This window comes from Streptomyces sp. NPDC059477, from assembly GCF_042749375.1.
In the GTDB taxonomy this organism is placed as follows: Bacteria; Actinomycetota; Actinomycetes; order Streptomycetales; family Streptomycetaceae; genus Streptomyces.
This window is the reverse complement of the sequence record NZ_JBHYUG010000017.1, coordinates 78,862-97,856: the sequence shown is the minus strand read 5'-3', so window position 1 is coordinate 97,856 and position 18,995 is coordinate 78,862. Positions and strand designations below refer to the sequence as shown.

Genomic DNA, 18,995 nt, shown 5'->3' with positions numbered 1-18,995 from the left:
TTCACCGCTTCCAGTCGAACATCACGGCTTCGTAGTCGAAGTACCCGCCGTCCGGCATCCGCCCCGGCCGCGGCGTCCGCAACGTCACCCCCACCAACGACCGCAGCACATTCCGCTGCCGCTCCAGCTCCAGCGCCCGCCACGCCTTCCGCACATCCGGCGCCCCCACCAGATCCACCAGCGGGTCCCGCATGGCCGCCCGCGCCAGCTGCTGCGTGATCCCGTCCAGCTGGCCGCGCGCCGTGTCCGTACCGGTGACGAACTGCATCTCGTCGATCTCCCCGGCCCCGTACATACCCGCGAGATTCCGCATCCGGCCCCGCGCCTCCTCGGCCTCGACCTGGAGCGCGGCCACGTCGACCCCCTCGGGCGCGGGCTCCAGCATCTCGTGCGCGTCATCCCGTGACAGCCGCTCCACGAGCGTGTCCTCGACGTACTGGTCCAGGATCTCGGCCCGCCGGCCGCCGCCGTGCCCGGTCTGGCACCGGTACGACGGGAAGCGCCGGCCACCCGACTGGGTGACGTACACGAACTCAGAACACTCCCCGCGCCCGCACCGGTACAGCAGCGACCCGAGCCACTTCGGCTCGGGCCCTGGCGTGGTCACCCGCGCGGGATCCTTCAGGATCACCACGACCGCCCGGAACTTCGGCTCAGGGACGAGCTGATCCCACTTGCCCCTGCCCACCTCCTCGCCGCGGTAGACGGCGATACCCGCGTTCCTGGGGCGCAGCAGGATCTCCCGCGCCTCCTGCTTCGAGAACTCGTTGCCCAGGGACGTGACGAAGCCCTCGGCCTTCAGCCACGCCCACCACGCGCTCACGGACCCACCGGCCAGGATGTGATCGGTGCCGTACTCGACAGCCGCAGCTTCGTCCGGGCGGGCCTTGTTCATGTCCAGCTCGGGCACCTCGACCTCTTCGCCGGTCTTCCGGTCGATCTTCTTGCGCATCTTCCCGGTGGGCACTCCCCAGCCGAACGGCCGGATGCCGCCCGCCCACTCGCCCGCCACGGCCTTCTGCCGCCTCTTGCGGGCGATCCTGTCTCCCTTGTGCTCGGACTCGTACCGGGCGACGTTGCCGAGCATCCGCGCGACCATCCGCCCGGTCGGCGTCGCGAGGTCGAGTTCACCGGCCTGCACCGTGTGGGTGGTGACCCCGAACCGCTCGCACATGTCGATGTACTTCTCCAGCTCGGTGACCGAGCGGTGGAGGCGGTCGGTGTGCCAGACGATGACGACGGTCGCTTTGCCCTCGGCGAGGTCTGCGAGCATCCGCGTGTAGTCCTGGCGCTTCTTGCCGGAGAACGCCGAGACGTCGTTGTCGACGTACACCTCGATGACATCCCAGCCGTTGCGTTCCGCGAGGGCCTTGCAGTCCTCACGCTGCCGCTCGACGCCGAGACCGGCGCCGGTGCGGTCCTGGCTGATACGGCAGTAGATGACCGCGCGGGTCTTGCGGCCTGCGGAGACGTCGATTGCGGAGCGTAGTTGAGGGCTCATGCCCCCAAGTCTGCCCGACCAGTGGTGTCTTGGAGATGGATTCGGGAAGACCACCTTGCTCAGCGCCCTGCTCGGCCTCGTCGGACCCGGCGAGCGGATCGTGCTGGCCGAGGACTCGGCGGAACTGCGCCCCGACCACCCCCATGTCGTACGGCTGGAGGGCAGACCCGCCAACCAGGAGGGCGCCGGACTGGTCACGCTGGAGGACCTGGTCCGCCAGACCCTGCGGATGCGGCCCGACCGGCTCGTCGTCGGCGAGGTGCGCGGCCCCGAAGTGGTGCACCTGCTGGCCGCGCTCAACACCGGCCACGAAGGCTGCGGAACCGTCCACGCCAACGCCGCCGCCGATGTCCCCGCCCGGCTGGAGGCCCTCGGCACGGCGGCGGGGCTCGACCGCGCGGCCCTGCACAGCCAACTGGCGGCGGCGCTCTCCGTCGTACTGCACCTGGTCCGCGACCACGACGGACGGCGGCGCATCGCCGAGGTAGGGGTGCTGGAGCGGGATCCGGCGGACCCGACGGGCCTGGTCCGGACGGTGCCCGCGCTGCGATGGGGCCCGGGGGCGTTCGTGCGCGAGCGGGGGTGGGGGCGGCTGGAGGGGTTGTTGCGGGGGGAGCCGGAGGGGCGGGAGTGACGTTCCTTGACCTTGTGACGGCTGTTGGGCCTGCCTGCGGCTGGGCCTGCGATGTCTGTGATGCCTGCGAAATCCGTGGTGTTCGCGATGTTCGTGATTTTCGTGACGAGAAGTCACGTGAGTGAGGGGAGCGATGGAAGTGGGAGTGAGTGGGATGCATCAGGTTGAGGTCTGGGTAGGGGCCGCTCTGGGGTGTGTCGGGGTCGCGGTCTGGTTGACGATTGGTGGGCATTCGGGGGCGCGACGGGCGCAGTTGCTGCTCGCCGGTGGGGGTGGCGTGGGGCATGGGCCACCGTTGTGGCCACGGGTGAGGCAGTGGCTGGAGCGATGGCGCGGGCGAGTCGGGGTCGAGTGGTGGTCGCCGACCGTCGGGTTGGTGCTGGGGGTGCTCGGGAGTTCGGTACTGCCGGTCGTCGCGGGGGCGGCTGGGGTGCCCTTGGTACGGCGGGCGCGGCTCGCGCGGGAGGCGCGGCGGGATCGGGAGTGCCGGGGAGACGCGGTGATCGCCTTGTGCGGGGAGCTGGCCGGGGAGGTGCGGGCGGGGCGGCAGCCCGGTGAGGCGTTGCTGCGGACCGCGCGGGACTCCGACGGGCTCGGTGAGGCACAGGCGGCGGTACTGGCGGCGGCCCGGTTCGGCGGGGACGTACCGGGCGCCCTGGCCGGTGCGGCGCGCGAGCCCGGCGCCGAGGGGCTGCTGGGGCTGGCCGCCTGCTGGCAGGTGGCGGTGGACCAGGGAGCGGGGCTCGCGGCCGGGCTCGACCGGCTGGACGCCGCGCTGCGCGCCCAACGGGACCGGCGGGCCGACCTGCGCGCCCAGTTGGCCGGGGCCCGCGCCACGGCGCTGATGCTCGCCGGGCTACCGGTGGCGGGCCTGCTGCTCGGCACCGCTCTCGGCGCGGACCCGCTGCACGTCCTGCTGCACACGGGCCCCGGCCTCGCCTGTCTGGCCGCCGGAGTGCTGCTGGAGGGCGTGGGGCTGTGGTGGGCCCTGCGGATCGTACGGCGGGCGGAGGCGGCGTGAGCGGGGAGGTTGTCCACAGGCTGGGTGTGGCCGTAGGGGCGGCGCTGGCGCTCGCCTGGGTGGTGCGGCGTCTGGAGACCGCGCGACGGGAGCGGAGAGTACGGCGCCGGGTGGCCGAACTGCTGACGCTGGAAGCGGCGTTGCCGGGCCCACGGGTCGCGGTGCGGGCCGTCGGGGCGGTGGTGCGGCGCTGGGCGCCCTGGGGCGGGGTGGTGGGCGCCGGGTGGGTGTTGATCGGCGGCGTCGCGGGGCTGGCGGCCGGGGGCGCCGGGGCCGTCGGCCTGTGGTGGTGGCGTCGGCGGCAACTGGCCGAGCGGGCCGGCCGGGCTGCGGCGGAGACCGACAGGGCCGAGGCCGGGCGGCAACTGCCGCTCGCCGCCGATCTGCTGGCCGCCTGCATCGCGGCCGGCGCCGGGCCGGTGCTCGCGGCCCAGGCGGTGGGCGAGGCGCTCGGTGGGCCGGTGGGCGGTGCGCTGGCCCGGGGCGCGGCGGAGGTCCGGCTCGGTGGTGAACCGGCGGGGGCGTGGCGGGCGTTGGCCGCGCTGCCGGGCGCGGAGGGGCTCGCGCGGCTGCTGGAGCGGGCCGATGTGTCCGGGCTCCCCGCCGCCGCGCCGGTCGCGCGGCTCGCGGCGGACGCCCGCGCGGAGTGGACCCGGGAGGCGACGGCTCGGGTCAGAAGGGCGACCGTGCTGGTCAGCGCGCCGGTGGGGCTGTGTTTTCTGCCCGCGTTCATCGCGGTGGGGGTGCTGCCGGTGGTGATCGGGCTGGCGGGCGAGGTGCTGGGAGGGGGTGGTGGGTGACGCGGGGAGTGGGAGTGGGGCGGCTGAAAAGTGAGGCATGGCCGAGGGCCAACGGCCGATGACAGGCGAACGGACGGCTGACGGTCGATGCCCAAGGGGCCGGCAGCCGACAGCCGGCGGCCAGCGACCCATGGCGGAACGACCAATGGCGAAACGCCCAGTGATCAACGGCCTGCGGCTAGGGGCGCTCCTTGAGTGCCGAGCGGCGACCGGCGTGTGACTGACGTGTGACTGACAAGTCGGCAAGGACCTACGGGGGTTGAGATGTACGGACTGGTGCGGGCGCGGCTGCGCGTCCTGGTGTGTCGGGTGCGGAGGATGCGACGGGCGCGGGGTGACGCCGGAATGGTCACCTCGGAGTACGCGCTCGGCCTTGTGGCGGCGGCCGGGTTCGCCGTCGTGCTCTACCGGGTGCTGACCAGCGGGACAGTCGCCGCGGAGTTGCAGGCCATCGTGGAGAGGGCCCTCGATGCGAGTGGGTGAGCGGCTGCGCGCGGGTGGGGCATGGAGGTCCGACCGGGGCTCTGTGACGGTGGAGGCGTCCGTGGTGCTGCCGGTGCTGGTGGTGTTCTCGATGGCGCTGGTGTGGGCGCTCTTCGTCGTCGCCGCGCAGATCCAGTGTGTGGACGCGGCCAGGACGGGCGCCCGCGCGGCGGCCCGGCAGGATCCGGACGGGGCGGTCGTCGAGCTGACCCGCGCCGCCGCTCCGCGTGGCGCGGAGGTCACCCTCAGCCGGGAGGGGGACCGGGTGCGGGTGGTGGTCGTGGCGCGGCCCTGGGTACTGGGGCGGTTCGCCTTCGACGTACGGGAGGAGGCCGTGGCGTCGGTGGAGGGGGCCGTGGCGTCCACGGAAGGGACTGTGGCGTCCGTGGAGGGCGCGGCCGGGCCCAAGGGCGCCGCCTCGGGGACCGTGGAGGCCGGGCCGTGAGGGGCCGCCGGTTCCGGGCGTGGTGGGCGGCCAGGGAGGGCCGGGGAGGGGACCGTGGCTCCGCCACCGTCGTGAGCTTCGCCGTGATCGCGGTGCTGTGTGCCGTCTTCGGCACGGTGCTCCTCCTCGGCCAGGCCGTCATGGTCCGGCATCGCGCGGCGGGCGGTGCGGATCTCGCGGCACTGGCGGCGGCCGATCACTGGGCGGAAGGAGCCACGGCGGCCTGCGCGCGGGCGGAGGAGGTCGCGCGGGCGCACGGGGTCCGGCTGGTGCGGTGTGCCGTCGTGGGGGAGATCTCGGATGTGACGGCCGCCTCGGGGCGGGAGCCGTTCGAGGCGGAGGTGAGGGCGCGGGCGGGGCCGCCGGGTCCGGATCCGTGACCGTGGCCCTGAGCGGGGCCAGGGGGTGGCCTCGGAGCCCGCCTGGGCCGTCCTGGCCTCATCCGTCGGCGCCTCCGGTGCCGCGGGTGCCTTCCGCGGCGGTTCCGTGAGAAGGCTCCGTCGGTGCCTGCGGTGCCTGCGGTGCCTGCGGTGCCTGCGGTGCCTGCGGTGCCTGCGGTGGCGCCTCGCGCAGCAGCTCGGTGAGGAGCCGTACCGCACCCCTCTTGTGCAGCGGGTCGTTGCCGTTGCCGCACTTGGGGGACTGGATGCAGGACGGGCAGCCGGCGTCGCACTCGCAGGAGGCGATGGCCTCGCGGGTGGCCGTGAGCCAGGCGTGGGCCGTGTGGAAGGCGCGCTCGGCGAATCCGGCGCCGCCCGGGTGGCCGTCGTAGACGAAGACCGTCGGCAGGAGCGTGTCGGGGTGCAGGGGGACCGACACGCCGCCGATGTCCCAGCGGTCGCAGGTGGCGAAGAGCGGCAGCATGCCGATGGAGGCGTGTTCGGCGGCGTGCAGGGCGCCGCCCAGGATCTCCGGGTTGATGCGGGCGGCGTCGAGCTGGTCCTCGGTGACGGTCCACCACACCGCGCGCGTGCGCAGGGTGCGCGGCGGGAGGTCGAGCTTGGTCTCGCCGAGCACCTCGCCGGTGATCAGACGGCGGCGCAGGAAGGAGACGACCTGGTTGGTGACCTCGACCGAGCCGAAGCAGAGCCGGCCCGCGCCCCAGGGGATCTCGGTGTCGGTGTCCAGGACGGAGATGGAGGTGGTGTCGCGGGCGACCGTGGAGTACGGGGGGCTCGCCCGTTCGACCAGGGCGACGCTGTCGTCCAGGTCGAGGGAGCGCACCAGGTAGGTGCGGCCCTGATGGAGATGGACCGCGCCCTCGTGGACGGTGGTGTGGGCGGCGCCCGCGTCGACCGTGCCGAGCAGCCGCCCCGTACCGGACTCGACGATCTGCACGGGGGTGCCGCCCCCGCCGCGGATGTCGGTGAGGTCGGCGGCCCGCTCCCGGCGTGTCCAGTGCCAGGCGGTGGCCCGGCGGCGCAGCAGCTTCGCGGCCTCCAGCTGCGGCAGCAGCTCCGCGCAGCCGGGGCCGAAGAGAGCGAGGTCGTCGTCGGTCAGGGGCAGCTCCGCCGCCGCCGCGCACAGGTGCGGGGCGAGGACGTAGGGGTTGTCGGGATCGAGGACGGTGGACTCGACGGGCTGGTCGAACAGGGCTTCGGGGTGGTGGACCAGGAAGGTGTCGAGCGGGTCGTCGCGGGCGATCAGCACGGCGAGGGCGCCCTGCCCGGCGCGGCCCGCGCGGCCGGCCTGCTGCCACAGGGAGGCGCGGGTGCCGGGGTAGCCGGCGATGAGAACGGCGTCCAGGCCGGAGACGTCGATGCCCAGTTCGAGGGCGGTGGTGGCGGCGAGGCCGAGGAGTTCGCCGGAGTGCAGAGCCTGTTCCAGGGCGCGGCGCTCCTCGGGGAGATAGCCGCCCCGGTAGGCCGCGACCCGCCGGGACAGGGAGCGGTCGATCTCCGCGAGGCGTTCCTGGGCGATGACCGAGATCAGCTCGGCGCCACGCCGGGAGCGGACGAAGGCGACCGAGCGCACGCCCTGGAGCGTGAGGTCGGTGAGCAGGTCGGCGGTCTCGGCGGTGGCCGTACGGCGGACCGGGGCGCCCCGCTCGCCCTCCAGGTCGGTCAGCGGCGGCTCCCACAGGGCGAAGACCAGTTCGCCGCGCGGGGAGGCGTCGTCGGCGACCTCGACCACGGGCAGTCCGGTCAGGCGCCGGGCGGCGACGGCGGGCTCGGCGGCCGTGGCGGAGGCCAGCAGGAAGACCGGGGAGGAACCGTAGCGGGCGCACAGGCGGCGCAGCCGGCGCAGCACCTGGGCGACGTGCGAGCCGAAGACACCGCGGTAGGTGTGGCACTCGTCGATGACGACGTACTTGAGCGACTTCAGGAAGGAGGACCAGCGGGGGTGGGAGGGCAGGATGCCGCGGTGCAGCATGTCCGGGTTGGTCAGGACGTACGTGCCGTACTGGCGGATCCATTCGCGTTCCTCGAACGGCGTGTCGCCGTCGTAGACGGCGGGTCGAACAGCAGTGCCCAGGGGGCGTGAGAGATCTTTCACGGAACGGCACTGGTCGGCTGCCAGGGCCTTGGTGGGGGCGAGGTAGAGGGCGGTGGCGCCGCGGCCGTTCGGGGCCTCGGAACCGTCCAGGAGGGTGGAGAGCACGGGGACGAGATAGGCCAGGGACTTGCCGGAGGCGGTGCCGGTGGCGACGACCACCGAGTCGCCGTCCAGGGCGTGCTCGGCGGCCCGTGCCTGGTGGGCCCAGGGGTGCTCGATGCCCGCTGCCCGCACGGCGGCGATCACCTCGGGACGGATCCGGTCCGGCCAGACGGCATGGCGGCCCGCGCGCGGGGGCAAGTGCTCCGTATGAGTGATGCGCGAAGCCCGGTTCGGGCCCGAGGCGAGCCGGTCCAGCACCGCGCCCGGGGCGGGGCGTGGCGCGGAGTCCGTCGGGAGTCGATCGAAACGGTGATTCTTGGCCATCGGCACCGAGTGTGTCATTGGAGTGACGGACAATGGAGCCAAGGCGTCGTGCACGCCTGCCGGTAAGTGATTGAATGCCATCGCGGCTGGCGAACCGACCCGGGGGCTCCGCCGAGGTGCCCAAGGGCGACCGCTCGATAGCAAGGTGCTGGAGGATCCGTGGACCTGTCCCTGTCGACCGAAACCATCGGCGATCGCACGATCGTCAGGGTCGGTGGCGAAATCGACGTATATACCGCGCCCAAGCTGCGTGAGCAGTTGGTCGAGCTGGTGAACGACGGGAATTTCCACCTCGTCGTCGACATGGAGGGCGTGGACTTCCTCGACTCCACCGGTCTCGGCGTGCTGGTCGGCGGCCTGAAGCGGGTGCGTGCCCATGAGGGCTCCCTGCGTCTGGTGTGCAACCAGGAGCGCATTCTGAAGATCTTCCGCATCACCGGCCTCACCAAGGTGTTCCCCATCCACACCACGGTCGACGAAGCGGTCGCGGCCACCGACTGACCATCCGGTCCGGGCCGCTCGCGCGGCCCGGACACGGACGAGTACTTCACTGGGGACCGGGCGTTCGGCGGCCCGGCCCCGATCGCACGCCCGTAGCTCCGAGGGGGATGCATGGCCACCGTCGAACTCCGCTTCAGCGCGCTGCCCGAGCACGTTCGCACCGCCCGGCTGGTGGCGGCTGCGGTGGCGCGCAGGGCCGGGGTGGACGAGGCGGTTCTGGACGAGGTGCGGCTCGCCGTGGGCGAGGCCTGCACCCGGGCCGTGGGACTGCACCAGAGCGGCGGGATCACCGCGCCGGTGAGGGTGGCGCTGATCGAGGAGGAGAAACAGTTCTCCATCGAGGTCGGCGACGAGGCCCCGCGGTCGGTGCCCGGCGCGTCGGCACCCGGCGAGGCGGACACGGACTCCGAGGACGACGAGATGGGCCTCGCGGTGATCAGCGGGCTCGTGGACGACGTCGAGGTCACCGCCGACGAACACGGCGGGCTGATCCGGATGACCTGGCCCACGACCCCGGCGGAGACGGCACCGCAGGGGGCGTCGGCGCTGCCGTAGGGCTGGCGGACGGCTCCATGGGGGCATAGGGCCGATGCGCGCCCCATAGGGCCGGATGTACGGCTTCGTGGCGCCGAGGCGTAGCCGCAGCGCCGCCTGCGGCCCAATGGCACCGACCTACGGCTCGTAGCCGACGTATGGCTCGCGCGGCTCACGGCACACCCGAGGCCCGGCTTGTACGGCCCACCCACCCGAAGTGCGGCTCGTATGGCCCACGGCACCCGAGGCACGGCTCGTACGTCAGTGTCAGGCTCGTACGCACGCGTTCGGCTGAATTATGGCCCACACATCCAAGGACCCCGCCGCGGCGGGGTCCTTGATTCTTTTCCGGGCCCGATCGTGCTGTCGAAATCGTGAAGGAATTCACGATCAAGCCATTAATTCTTTCGGCGCATTACCACTATCGGGATCATGGTTTTCGCGCGATCATTCGCTGAAGAGTATGTGAAGGCTAATTCCGCTTACCGCGCACTGTTTTGATCAGGATCAGATCCCTACACTCCGTCCACATCTTGAGCTCAGCCCAAGCGTCAAGGAGGACGAATGGCGGGGCTTTCTACCCCTCATCAGCTGGACCATCCCCCAACCTTCATGGCCGCGGTGCTCACCGACGACAACCGGGTCATCGTGATGGTCATCGCGGCCGTCGCGCTGGCCGCGCTCGTCGTCGCCGGTGTGCTGCTGCGTCAGGTGCTCGCCGCGGGCGAGGGCACCGACAGCATGAAGAAGATCGCGGCGGCCGTGCAGGAAGGCGCGAACGCCTATCTGGCCCGGCAGTTGCGCACCCTCAGCGTATTCGCCGTCGTGGTGTTCTTCCTGCTCCTGCTGCTGCCCGCCGACGACTGGAATCAGCGGGCCGGGCGATCGGTGTTCTTCTTGATCGGCGCCGCGTTCTCCGCCGCCACCGGGTATATCGGCATGTGGCTCGCCGTGCGCAGCAATGTGCGGGTCGCCGCGGCGGCCCGGGAGGCGACCCCGGCGGAGGGCGAGGCGGAAAAGGATCTCACCGAGGTCTCGCACAAGGCGATGAAGATCGCTTTTCGCACCGGCGGTGTCGTCGGCATGTTCACGGTGGGGCTCGGACTGTTCGGCGCCTCCTGTGTGGTGCTGGTCTACGCGGCCGACGCGCCGAAGGTACTGGAGGGTTTCGGCCTCGGTGCCGCCCTGATCGCCATGTTCATGAGGGTCGGTGGCGGCATCTTCACCAAGGCCGCCGACGTCGGCGCCGACCTGGTCGGCAAGGTCGAGAAGGGCATCCCGGAGGACGATCCGCGCAATGCCGCGACCATCGCGGACAACGTGGGTGACAACGTCGGCGACTGCGCGGGCATGGCGGCCGACCTCTTCGAGTCGTACGCCGTGACCCTGGTGGCCGCGCTGATCCTCGGCATGGTCGCCTTCGGGGACGCGGGCCTCGCCTTCCCGCTGCTGGTGCCCGCGATCGGCGTCGTCACGGCGATGATCGGGATCTTCGCGGTCGCTCCCCGCCGCAGCGACCGCAGTGGCATGACGGCGATCAACCGGGGCTTCTTCGTCTCCGCGGTGATCTCGCTGGTCCTGGTCGCCGTCGCCGTGTTCGTCTATCTGCCGTCGTCGTACGCCGACCTCGACGGCGTCACCGACGCGGCCGTCGCGGCCAAGAGCGGCGATCCGCGGATCCTCGCGCTGGTGGCGGTCGCGATCGGCATTCTGCTCGCCGCCGTCATCCAGCAGTTGACCGGCTACTTCACCGAGACCAACCGGCGCCCGGTCAAGGACATCGGCAAGAGCTCGCTGACCGGCCCGGCGACCGTCGTCCTGGCCGGTATCTCGGTGGGCCTGGAATCGGCCGTCTACACCGCGTTGCTGATCGGGCTCGGCGTGTACGGGGCCTTCCTGCTCGGCGGTACGTCGATCATGCTGGCGCTGTTCGCCGTCGCCCTGGCGGGCACCGGGCTGCTCACCACGGTCGGTGTGATCGTCGCCATGGACACCTTCGGGCCGGTCTCCGACAACGCCCAGGGCATCGCCGAGATGTCCGGCGACGTCGAGGGCGCGGGCGCGCAGGTGCTCACCAACCTCGACGCCGTCGGCAACACCACCAAAGCGATCACCAAGGGCATCGCCATCGCCACCGCCGTCCTGGCGGCGGCGGCGCTCTTCGGGTCGTACCGGGACGCGATCACGACAGGGGCGCGGGACGTCGGGGAGAAACTCACCGGCGACGGCGCCCCGATGACCTTGATGATGGACATCTCGCAGCCCAACAACCTCGTCGGGCTGATCGCCGGCGCCGCGGTCGTCTTCCTCTTCTCGGGGCTGGCGATCAACGCGGTGTCGCGGTCCGCGGGCGCGGTGGTTTACGAGGTCCGGCGGCAGTTCCGCGAGCATCCCGGGATCATGAACTACACCGAGCAGCCCGAGTACGGAAAAGTCGTGGACATCTGTACGAGGGACGCGCTGCGGGAGCTGGCCACGCCGGGTCTGCTCGCGGTCATGGCGCCGATCTTCATCGGGTTCACGCTCGGCGTGGGTCCGCTCGGCGCGTTTCTGGCGGGCGCGATCGGGGCGGGCACGCTCATGGCGGTGTTCCTCGCCAACTCCGGCGGAGCCTGGGACAACGCCAAGAAGCTGGTCGAGGACGGCCACTACGGCGGCAAGGGCAGCGAGGCCCATGCCGCGACCGTGATCGGCGACACGGTCGGCGACCCCTTCAAGGACACCGCGGGCCCCGCGATCAACCCGCTGCTCAAGGTGATGAACCTGGTGGCGCTGCTGATCGCTCCGGCGGTGATCAACTTCTCGTACGGGCCCGACGAGAACCTCACGGTCCGGATCCTGATCGCCGTGCTCGCGTTCCTGGTGATCGCGGTGGCGGTGTACGTCTCCAAGCGGCGCGGGATCGCCATGGGGGACGACGACGGGGACCCGGACAGCGCGGGGACCTCGGAACCGGCGAATCCGGCGGTGGTGCCTTAGCGGTGCCCTTGGGGCGGGCGGAGGGCGTGCGTTGTCGCGTCCTGCGCCCGCCTCATGCCGTTCACGCCCCTCTCGTGAGCCTTCTCTCGCCCGTGCGAACAGTGGCAAAAGTGTGCTTATCCGACGTACGCCACGGTGGTGTCGCGCGTGTCCCGTGTATGTTCCGGGGCCGAGAGCCATGGAAGGGACCAAACCGGTGAACAAGAAGCTCGGGGCCGCGCTGTCCGGCGGTGCGGTACTGGTACTGGCGCTGACCGGGTGCAGCGGTGACGACGACAGCAACGAGAAGCTGGACGCCTGGGCCAAGCAGGTGTGCGACGCGGTGCAGCCGCAGGCGAAGAAGATCGAGGCCGCCAATGCCGCGATCCAGGAGGAGACCTCCGACAACAGCACGCCGGACGAGGTCCAGAAGACCGACGCGCAGGCGTTCAAGGACATGTCCGACGCCTATAAGGCGATCGGCACCGCCGTCAGCAAGGCCGGGGCCCCGGACATCGAGAACGGCGAGAAGAAGCAGCAGGACGCCGTCGAGGAGCTGAACGGCATCGCCACGTCCTATGCGTCCCTCAAGACGCAGGTCGACGAACTCGACACCAAGGACCAGGCCAAGTTCGCCGACGGCCTCAAGGACATCGCCACCGAGCTGGACAAGCTCGGCCAGAGCGGCAACGACGCCCTCAAGACGCTGGAGGAGGGCGAGGTCGGGCAGGCCATGGCGAGGCAGCAGAGCTGCAAGAGTGCGTCTGCGGAGTCCACGGCTGCGGCTGAGTGAGGGTTTGAAGGCCGCGGTGGGCTGGGGCGGGCCTGTGGACGTATGGGCCTGCGGGGCGGTGGGCCTGTGAGGCGTGGGCTTTTGGGGCGTGGGCCGGTGGGCTCAGGGGATTGAGGGCTGGTACGGGCGGGTGTGGCGAGCGGAGTGGCTTCCGGCGCGGCGTGAGTGGGGGCGTACGCCTGGCGGGCGTTGAGGCTGGTGCTCTCGGGCGGGGTACGGCCGTCCGCGCGGGGCTGCGCGGCGCCGCGCGGGGCCGTGTGAGCGCCGCGGTGGGGCTGCGGCGGGCGTTGCGGACACAATGGAAGCGTGATTGACGCGAGCCTGCCGCCCCTGCCTTCCGCCGATCGTCCCGATGTCGCCGCCCGGCTGCGGGAGGCCCTCCTAGGGGCCGCCTTCACCGCCGACGGGCTGCTCGAACTGCTCGGCGCCCCCGCGTACGCGGCGCTGGCGCGCAGCGAGACCGTGCCCGCGCTCCGGGCGACACGCGGCGACACGCCGCTGGAAACCCTCGTACGGCTGCTCCTGTTGCAGCAACCGGTGCCGCACGCGCGCGTGCGGGACGTTCTGCCGGTGGCCGACTGTCTGGAGAGCGGCTGGCTGACGGCCGTCGGGGCGGACGAGGTCGCCGCGACCGTCGACGTACGGCCCTATGGCGGGCCGGACGGTGAGGACTGGTTCATCGTGTCCGACCTGGGCTGCGCGGTCGGCGGCGCGGGTGGGATCGGGCGCCGCGCGCAGGGCGTCGTGCTGGGCGTCGGCGGCGCGTCGACGACGCTGGCCGGGATCACCGTCCGTACGCCCGTCGCGGCGGCGCTCGACCTCGGCACCGGCTCCGGCATCCAGGCACTGCACGCCGCGCAGCACGCCACGCGCGTGACGGCGACCGATGTGAACCCGCGCGCGCTGCACATCGCCGCCCTCACCCTCGCCCTGTCCGGCGCGCCCGCCGCGGAACTGCGCGAGGGCTCGCTGTTCGAGCCGCTCAGGAACGGGGAGACGTACGACCTCATCGTGTCCAACCCGCCGTTCGTGATCTCGCCCGGCGCGCGGCTGACGTACCGGGACGGCGGGATGGGCGGGGACGATCTGTGCCGCTCGCTCGTTCAGGGAGCGGGGGAACGGCTGAACATGGGCGGGTTCGCGCAGTTCCTCGCCAACTGGCAGCACGTGGAAGGGGAGGACTGGCAGGAGCGGCTGCGCTCGTGGGTGCCGCGCGGGTGCGACGCCTGGATCGTGCAGCGCGACGCACAGGACATCACGCAGTACGCCGAACTGTGGCTGCGCGACGCCGGGGACCACCGGGGTGACGTGGCCGAGTACGAGGCGCGGTACGACGCCTGGCTGGACGAGTTCGAGGCGCGCAAGGTGAAGTCGATCGGCTTCGGCTGGATCACCCTGCGCCGGACGGACGCGGCCGTGCCGTCGGTGACCGTCGAGGAGTGGCCGCACCCGGTGGAGCAGCCGCTCGGCGACACCGTCGTCGCGCACTTCGACCGGCTCGACTACCTCCGCTCGCGCGACGATGCCGCGCTGCTGGAGGAGCGGTTCCGGCTGGGCGTCGAGGTGGTCCAGGAGCAGGTCGGACTGCCCGGCGCCGAGGACCCGGAACATGTCGTGCTGCGGCAGAACCGGGGCATGCGCCGGGCCACCCGCGTGGACACCGTCGGCGCGGGCTTCGCGGGCGTGTGCGACGGCTCCCTGACCGCCGGACGGATCCTCGACGCCATCGCGCAACTGGTCGGCGAGGACCCGGTGTTGCTGCGGGACCGCACGCCCACGCAGATCCGGCTGCTGGTGGAGCAGGGGTTCCTGGAGCCGGCCGGGTAAGGGGCCGAGCCGGTAGGGGGAAGTGGTAGAGGGAAGTGAGGGGGGGAGGCGCGGAGAGGCGCGGGGGAGGTGCCGGCTGGTGCGAGGGGCGCGGGTCGGGGCCGTACGGCTGTCGCCATCGCTGCCCCGTGCCGCCAGGGTGCTCAGAAATCTGACTCCTTAATCTGATCTGACTCCCTGTCGGTGGATGCGCCGGAGCCTCGACCCGTGGCGCCCCGGATGCCCGAAATCCTGCCCCGTGCCGCCCGTGCCCGCCCGCGCTGCCTGTCTCTCCCTTGCCGCCCGTCTCTCCCGTGCCGCCCGAGCGCCCGGCACGCGCCACGCGTACGCCCCTTCCGTCCCACTGGTCCCACCCGCCCCGCCCGTGTCGCCCCTGCGTTCACCTCGGGTTCGCCTGGGTGCCGTGCGCGCGTGCCAGTCTTCCGGGGCTGAGTACGCGCGGACGGGACGACAGAGGGGCGCGGCGGAAGATGGAGAGCGGGCCGGCGGTCTTCGCGGGAGTGGTCTTCGCACTGTTCGGGGGTGGTCTGCTGCTGTGGACCACGGTGCGGGTACGACGCCGGGAACCCGTCGCCCTGGGAGTGAGCCCGGGTGCCTCCGCCGTCCTCACCACGCTCGCCTCCGTCGCCGCGCTGGTGATCGCCGTGTGGTGCTTCAGCCGCCTTTGAGGTGCGGGGCGCGGCGGCGGTGTGACGTACAGCTCGTACCGCCTTGAATCGAAAACTCGTACCGCCTTGTGTCGAAAAGACGTACGGGGCGGAGTCCCGGCCCGGTGCATGTGCGATCCGCGCCCCGTCCCGGTCGAGGCCGCGCGGAATCTCGGCCTTAGTGCGCGGCTGAAAGTCGCCCGTGGAAACGTGCTCCCGCGCGGTGGAGCGCGCCGGGAACGTGCTCCCGCGCGGTGGGAGCGTCCCGCCCGGCCGGGGCGCGCGTCACCGCCTCGCCGGACCCGCCACGCGCCTGGCGCCGACCGCGTTGCCGGTGGCTTCGCCGCAGGTCCCGGCGGGGACTGCGCCCGGACCTCCGCCGGGATTCGCTCAGGTGTCCGCCGGGCGCCGCTCCGGCGCGTGACCCGGCGCGGCGCGCCACGCCGAGGTGCTCGGCTTTTCATGATCGTCGGTAATTGACAGGTCCCGCTCCGGATCGGCCCGTCCGGCCTGGTGGGCACTCCGGGCGGCAGGAAAGGCGGTAGTCGGGTTACCGTTCGAGTGGCCGTTGCGGGCTTTTCCCGTTTGACACGGGGGCGGGATGTACCGTCACACTCCGCAGCGTCACCACCACCCGACCCGGGAAGAAGCCCCTGGGGAGGCCTCAGCGTCGACCGGAGAGAAGAGCGAAGTTGTCCCCGACCAGCGAGACCGCGCAGGGCGGTCGCCGACTCGTCATCGTCGAGTCGCCCGCCAAGGCGAAGACGATCAAGGGCTATCTCGGCCCCGGATACGTCGTCGAGGCGAGCGTCGGGCACATCCGCGACCTCCCCAACGGCGCCGCGGAGGTGCCCGAGAAGTACACCGGTGAGGTCCGCCGCCTCGGCGTCGACGTCGAACACGACTTCGAGCCGATCTATGTCGTGAACGCCGACAAACGAGCCCAGGTCAAGAAGCTCAAGGACCTGCTGAAGGACTCCGACGAGCTGTATCTCGCCACCGATGAGGACCGCGAGGGCGAGGCCATCGCATGGCACCTCCAGGAGGTCCTCAAGCCCAAGGTCCCGGTCAAGCGGATGGTCTTCCACGAGATCACCAAGGCCGCGATCCAGGCCGCCGTGGCCAACCCCCGCCAGCTCAACCAGAAGCTGGTCGACGCCCAGGAGACCCGCCGCATCCTCGACCGCCTCTATGGCTACGAGGTCTCCCCGGTGCTGTGGAAGAAGGTCATGCCGCGGCTGTCGGCGGGCCGGGTCCAGTCGGTGGCCACCCGACTCGTGGTGGAGCGGGAACGCGAGCGGATCGCCTTCCGTTCTGCTGAGTACTGGGACCTGACGGGGACCTTCGCGACCGGCCGCGCGGGGGATTCGTCGGACCCGTCGTCGCTGGTCGCCCGCCTCCAGGCCGTCGACGGCAGGCGAGTCGCGCAGGGCCGTGACTTCGACTCCCTGGGACAACTCAAGAGCGCGAACATCCTCCACCTGGACGAGGCGAACGCCCGCGCGCTCGCCGCCGCCCTGGAGAACACCCGGTTCTCGGTCCGGTCCGTCGAGTCCAAGCCGTACCGCCGCTCGCCGTACGCCCCGTTCCGTACGACGACGCTCCAGCAGGAGGCCAGCCGCAAGCTCGGCTTCGGCGCGAAGGCGACCATGCAGGTCGCCCAGAAGCTGTACGAGAACGGCTACATCACGTACATGCGTACGGACTCCACGACGCTGAGCGACACCGCCGTGGCCGCCGCCCGCGCGCAGGTCACCCAGCTGTACGGCGCCGACTATCTGCCGGACCGGCCCCGGACGTACGCCGGAAAGGTCAAGAACGCGCAGGAGGCGCACGAGGCGATCCGCCCCTCGGGTGATCGTTTCCGCACGCCTGCCGAGACCGGGCTGACCGGTGACCAGTTCAGGCTCTACGAGCTGATCTGGAAGCGGACCGTCGCCTCCCAGATGAAGGACGCGATCGGCAACAGCGTCACCGTGAAGATCGCCGGTACGGCGGCCGACGGACGGGACGCCGAGTTCAGCGCGTCGGGCAAGACGATCACCTTCCACGGCTTCCTGAAGGCGTACGTCGAGGGTGCCGACGACCCCAACGCCGAGCTGGACGACCGCGAGCGTCGGCTGCCGCAGGTCACCGAGGGTGACCCGCTGGCCGCCGAGGAGATCACGGTCGACGGCCACGCCACCAAGCCGCCCGCGCGGTACACCGAGGCCAGCCTGGTCAAGGAGCTGGAGGAGCGCGAGATCGGCCGCCCGTCGACGTACGCGTCGATCATCGGCACGATCCTGGACCGCGGCTATGTCTTCAAGAAGGGCACGGCACTCGTCCCGTCCTTCCTGTCGTTCGCGGTGGTCAACCTCCTGGAGAAGCACTTCGGGCGGCTCGTGGACTACGACTTCACCGCCAAGATGGAGGACGATCTCGACCGCATCGCGCGCGGTGAGGCGCAGTCGGTGCCGTGGCTGAAGCGGTTCTACTTCGGCGAGGGCACGGGCAACGGCGGCGCCGCCGAGGCCGGCAACGGCGACGGCGACCACCTGGGCGGCCTCAAGGAGCTGGTGACCGACCTGGGCGCGATCGACGCGCGCGAGGTGTCGTCGTTCCCGGTGGGCGACGGCATCGTGCTGCGCGTCGGGCGCTACGGCCCGTACATCGAGCGGGGCGAGAAGGACACCGAGCAGCACCAGCGCGCCGACATCCCGGAGGATCTGGCGCCGGACGAGCTGACCGTGGAGCTGGCCGAGGAACTGCTGGCCAAGCCGAGCGGCGACTTCGAGCTGGGCACGGACCCGGCGACGGGCCACGAGATCGTCGCCAAGGACGGGCGCTACGGGCCGTACGTCACCGAGGTGCTGCCCGAGGGCACGCCGAAGACCGGCAAGAACGCGGTCAAGCCGCGCACGGCGTCGCTGTTCAAGTCGATGGCGCTGGACACGGTGACGCTGGAGGACGCCCTCAAGCTGATGTCGCTGCCGCGCGTCGTCGGCGCGGACGCCGAGGGCCAGGAGATCACCGCGCAGAACGGGCGCTACGGGCCGTATCTGAAGAAGGGCACGGACTCGCGGTCGCTGACCAGCGAGGACCAGCTCTTCACGATCACCCTCGAAGAGGCGCTGGCGATCTACGCCCAGCCCAAGCAGCGGGGCCGCGCGGCGGCCAAGCCGCCGCTCAAGGAGCTGGGCGCGGACCCGGTCAGCGGAGCGCCGGTGGTGGTCAAGGACGGCCGCTTCGGGCCGTACGTCACCGACGGCGAGACCAATGCGACGCTCCGCTCCGGCGACAGCGTCGAGACGATCACGCCCGAGCGCGGCTTCGAGCTGCTCGCCGAGAAGCGGGCGAAGGCGCCCGCCAAGAAGACGGCGAAGAAGGCCGTCGCGAAGAAGGCCCCGGCGAAGAAGGCGACGACGGCCAAGAAGACGGCCGCCGCCAAGACGACGGCCGCCAAGAAGACCACGGCGAAGAAGACCCCCGCCAAGAAGGCGACCACGGCGAAGACCACGGCCGCGAAGCGGGCGACGGCTGCCGAGAAGGCGGACTGAGCAGGCCGGGCGGCGGACCTGGGGCTTGGAGCCTGGCAGCCTGGCAGTGGACTGACGGGCCGGGTCCCGGAGGCTGACAGTCCGGGCAGGGGAGCCCGGCCGGGCTGTCGGTTCTGGAAGGTGCCTGGGGCGGCGTCGGCGTCGGTGAGCCCCGCGGGTGTACCGGGTCGGCTCGGTGGGCGGGGCGGCGTGTCGTACCGGGGGCGGGGACGGTCTGTCGTAGCGGGGCGGGCAGGGTGTCGTCTCGCGTGATGTACACGGTCGAGACCAAGGCGACCGCGGACACCATGGCATCGCAGCGGCGCGGGCTGCTGGAGCGTGGGCTGGCGAGGCTGGGGCTGGACCCGCAGCACAAGGTCGGCTCGCATATTGGCACGCACATGACGACCG

14 protein-coding genes and 1 pseudogene are annotated in these 18,995 nt (G+C 71.8%); 13 read left to right on the top strand and 2 right to left on the bottom strand.

The window, feature by feature from the left end; all coding sequences use genetic code 11:
- Nucleotide 1 precedes the first annotated feature (1 nt).
- Nucleotides 2-1,501: a recombinase family protein gene (locus ACFXAZ_RS12035; RefSeq protein ID WP_384588248.1), complete on the bottom strand. Its 1,500-nt coding sequence runs from the start codon at nt 1,499-1,501 to the stop codon at nt 2-4.
- Nucleotides 1,502-1,532: 31 nt separating this feature from the next.
- On the opposite strand from ACFXAZ_RS12035, the pseudogene ACFXAZ_RS12030 reads away from it, so the two are divergent.
- The 6 genes and pseudogenes from ACFXAZ_RS12030 to ACFXAZ_RS12005 all read left to right on the top strand — a co-directional run.
- Nucleotides 1,533-2,135, top strand: a pseudogene (locus ACFXAZ_RS12030) (ATPase, T2SS/T4P/T4SS family); the annotation flags it as partial.
- Between the two features lie 154 nt (nt 2,136-2,289).
- Nucleotides 2,290-3,156, top strand: coding sequence for a type II secretion system F family protein (locus ACFXAZ_RS12025; RefSeq protein WP_384588245.1), 867 nt, complete (start codon nt 2,290-2,292; stop codon nt 3,154-3,156).
- Nucleotides 3,153-3,956 (top strand): type II secretion system F family protein, encoded by an 804-nt coding sequence (locus ACFXAZ_RS12020; RefSeq protein WP_384588242.1) that lies wholly within the window; start codon nt 3,153-3,155, stop codon nt 3,954-3,956. Before ACFXAZ_RS12025 ends, ACFXAZ_RS12020 begins: the two co-directional genes overlap by 4 nt.
- Before the next feature lie 264 nt (nt 3,957-4,220).
- On the top strand, nt 4,221-4,439 hold the full coding sequence (locus ACFXAZ_RS12015) for a DUF4244 domain-containing protein (RefSeq protein ID WP_384588239.1): 219 nt from the start codon (nt 4,221-4,223) through the stop codon (nt 4,437-4,439).
- The gene (locus tag ACFXAZ_RS12010) at nt 4,426-4,884 is read left to right on the top strand and encodes a TadE family type IV pilus minor pilin (protein ID WP_384588236.1); all 459 of its coding nucleotides are present in this window, start codon (nt 4,426-4,428) and stop codon (nt 4,882-4,884) included. Before ACFXAZ_RS12015 ends, ACFXAZ_RS12010 begins: the two co-directional genes overlap by 14 nt.
- The gene (locus ACFXAZ_RS12005; protein WP_384588234.1) at nt 4,881-5,264 is read left to right on the top strand and encodes an Rv3654c family TadE-like protein; all 384 of its coding nucleotides are present in this window, start codon (nt 4,881-4,883) and stop codon (nt 5,262-5,264) included. Before ACFXAZ_RS12010 ends, ACFXAZ_RS12005 begins: the two co-directional genes overlap by 4 nt.
- A gap of 58 nt (nt 5,265-5,322) precedes the next feature.
- Here ACFXAZ_RS12005 and ACFXAZ_RS12000 read toward each other — a convergent pair whose 3' ends face one another.
- Nucleotides 5,323-7,887 carry a DEAD/DEAH box helicase gene (locus tag ACFXAZ_RS12000; protein ID WP_384588228.1) on the bottom strand — a complete coding sequence of 855 codons (2,565 nt, stop codon included), beginning with the start codon at nt 7,885-7,887 and terminating at the stop codon, nt 5,323-5,325.
- A 78-nt stretch (nt 7,888-7,965) separates the two neighbouring features.
- On the opposite strand from ACFXAZ_RS12000, the gene ACFXAZ_RS11995 reads away from it, so the two are divergent.
- The 7 genes from ACFXAZ_RS11995 to topA all read left to right on the top strand — a co-directional run bounded on the left by ACFXAZ_RS11995 (nt 7,966) and on the right by topA (nt 18,605).
- Nucleotides 7,966-8,307: an anti-sigma factor antagonist gene (locus ACFXAZ_RS11995; protein ID WP_355736290.1), complete on the top strand. Its 342-nt coding sequence runs from the start codon at nt 7,966-7,968 to the stop codon at nt 8,305-8,307.
- Nucleotides 8,308-8,418: 111 nt separating this feature from the next.
- Nucleotides 8,419-8,862: an ATP-binding protein gene (locus ACFXAZ_RS11990; protein WP_384588225.1), complete on the top strand. Its 444-nt coding sequence runs from the start codon at nt 8,419-8,421 to the stop codon at nt 8,860-8,862.
- Between the two features lie 543 nt (nt 8,863-9,405).
- Nucleotides 9,406-11,820, top strand: a complete 2,415-nt coding sequence (locus ACFXAZ_RS11985) for a sodium-translocating pyrophosphatase (protein ID WP_384588222.1) — start codon at nt 9,406-9,408, stop codon at nt 11,818-11,820.
- Between the two features lie 178 nt (nt 11,821-11,998).
- Complete coding sequence (locus ACFXAZ_RS11980) at nt 11,999-12,592, top strand: small secreted protein (RefSeq protein ID WP_384588219.1); 594 nt, start codon at nt 11,999-12,001, stop codon at nt 12,590-12,592.
- Between the two features lie 306 nt (nt 12,593-12,898).
- Complete coding sequence (locus ACFXAZ_RS11975) at nt 12,899-14,419, top strand: methyltransferase (protein WP_384588216.1); 1,521 nt, start codon at nt 12,899-12,901, stop codon at nt 14,417-14,419.
- 470 nt (nt 14,420-14,889) lie between these two features.
- Entirely contained in the window at nt 14,890-15,087 is a 198-nt protein-coding gene (locus tag ACFXAZ_RS11970; RefSeq protein ID WP_384588213.1) for a hypothetical protein, read from the top strand.
- Between the two features lie 671 nt (nt 15,088-15,758).
- A complete protein-coding gene (gene topA / locus ACFXAZ_RS11965; protein ID WP_384588209.1) occupies nt 15,759-18,605 on the top strand; it encodes a type I DNA topoisomerase in 2,847 nt (948 codons plus the stop codon).
- Nucleotides 18,606-18,995: the final 390 nt, after the last annotated feature.

Coding starts and splice junctions, on each gene's coding strand:
- ACFXAZ_RS12015 (WP_384588239.1), top strand. CDS start 4,221: ATGTACGGACTGGTGCGGGCGCGGCTGCGCGTCCTGGTGTGTCGGGTG.
- ACFXAZ_RS12000 (WP_384588228.1), bottom strand. CDS start 7,887: ATGGCATTCAATCACTTACCGGCAGGCGTGCACGACGCCTTGGCTCCA.
- ACFXAZ_RS12025 (WP_384588245.1), top strand. CDS start 2,290: ATGCATCAGGTTGAGGTCTGGGTAGGGGCCGCTCTGGGGTGTGTCGGG.
- ACFXAZ_RS12035 (WP_384588248.1), bottom strand. CDS start 1,501: ATGAGCCCTCAACTACGCTCCGCAATCGACGTCTCCGCAGGCCGCAAG.
- ACFXAZ_RS11985 (WP_384588222.1), top strand. CDS start 9,406: ATGGCGGGGCTTTCTACCCCTCATCAGCTGGACCATCCCCCAACCTTC.
- ACFXAZ_RS12010 (WP_384588236.1), top strand. CDS start 4,426: ATGCGAGTGGGTGAGCGGCTGCGCGCGGGTGGGGCATGGAGGTCCGAC.
- ACFXAZ_RS11980 (WP_384588219.1), top strand. CDS start 11,999: ATGGAAGGGACCAAACCGGTGAACAAGAAGCTCGGGGCCGCGCTGTCC.
- ACFXAZ_RS11990 (WP_384588225.1), top strand. CDS start 8,419: ATGGCCACCGTCGAACTCCGCTTCAGCGCGCTGCCCGAGCACGTTCGC.
- ACFXAZ_RS11970 (WP_384588213.1), top strand. CDS start 14,890: ATGGAGAGCGGGCCGGCGGTCTTCGCGGGAGTGGTCTTCGCACTGTTC.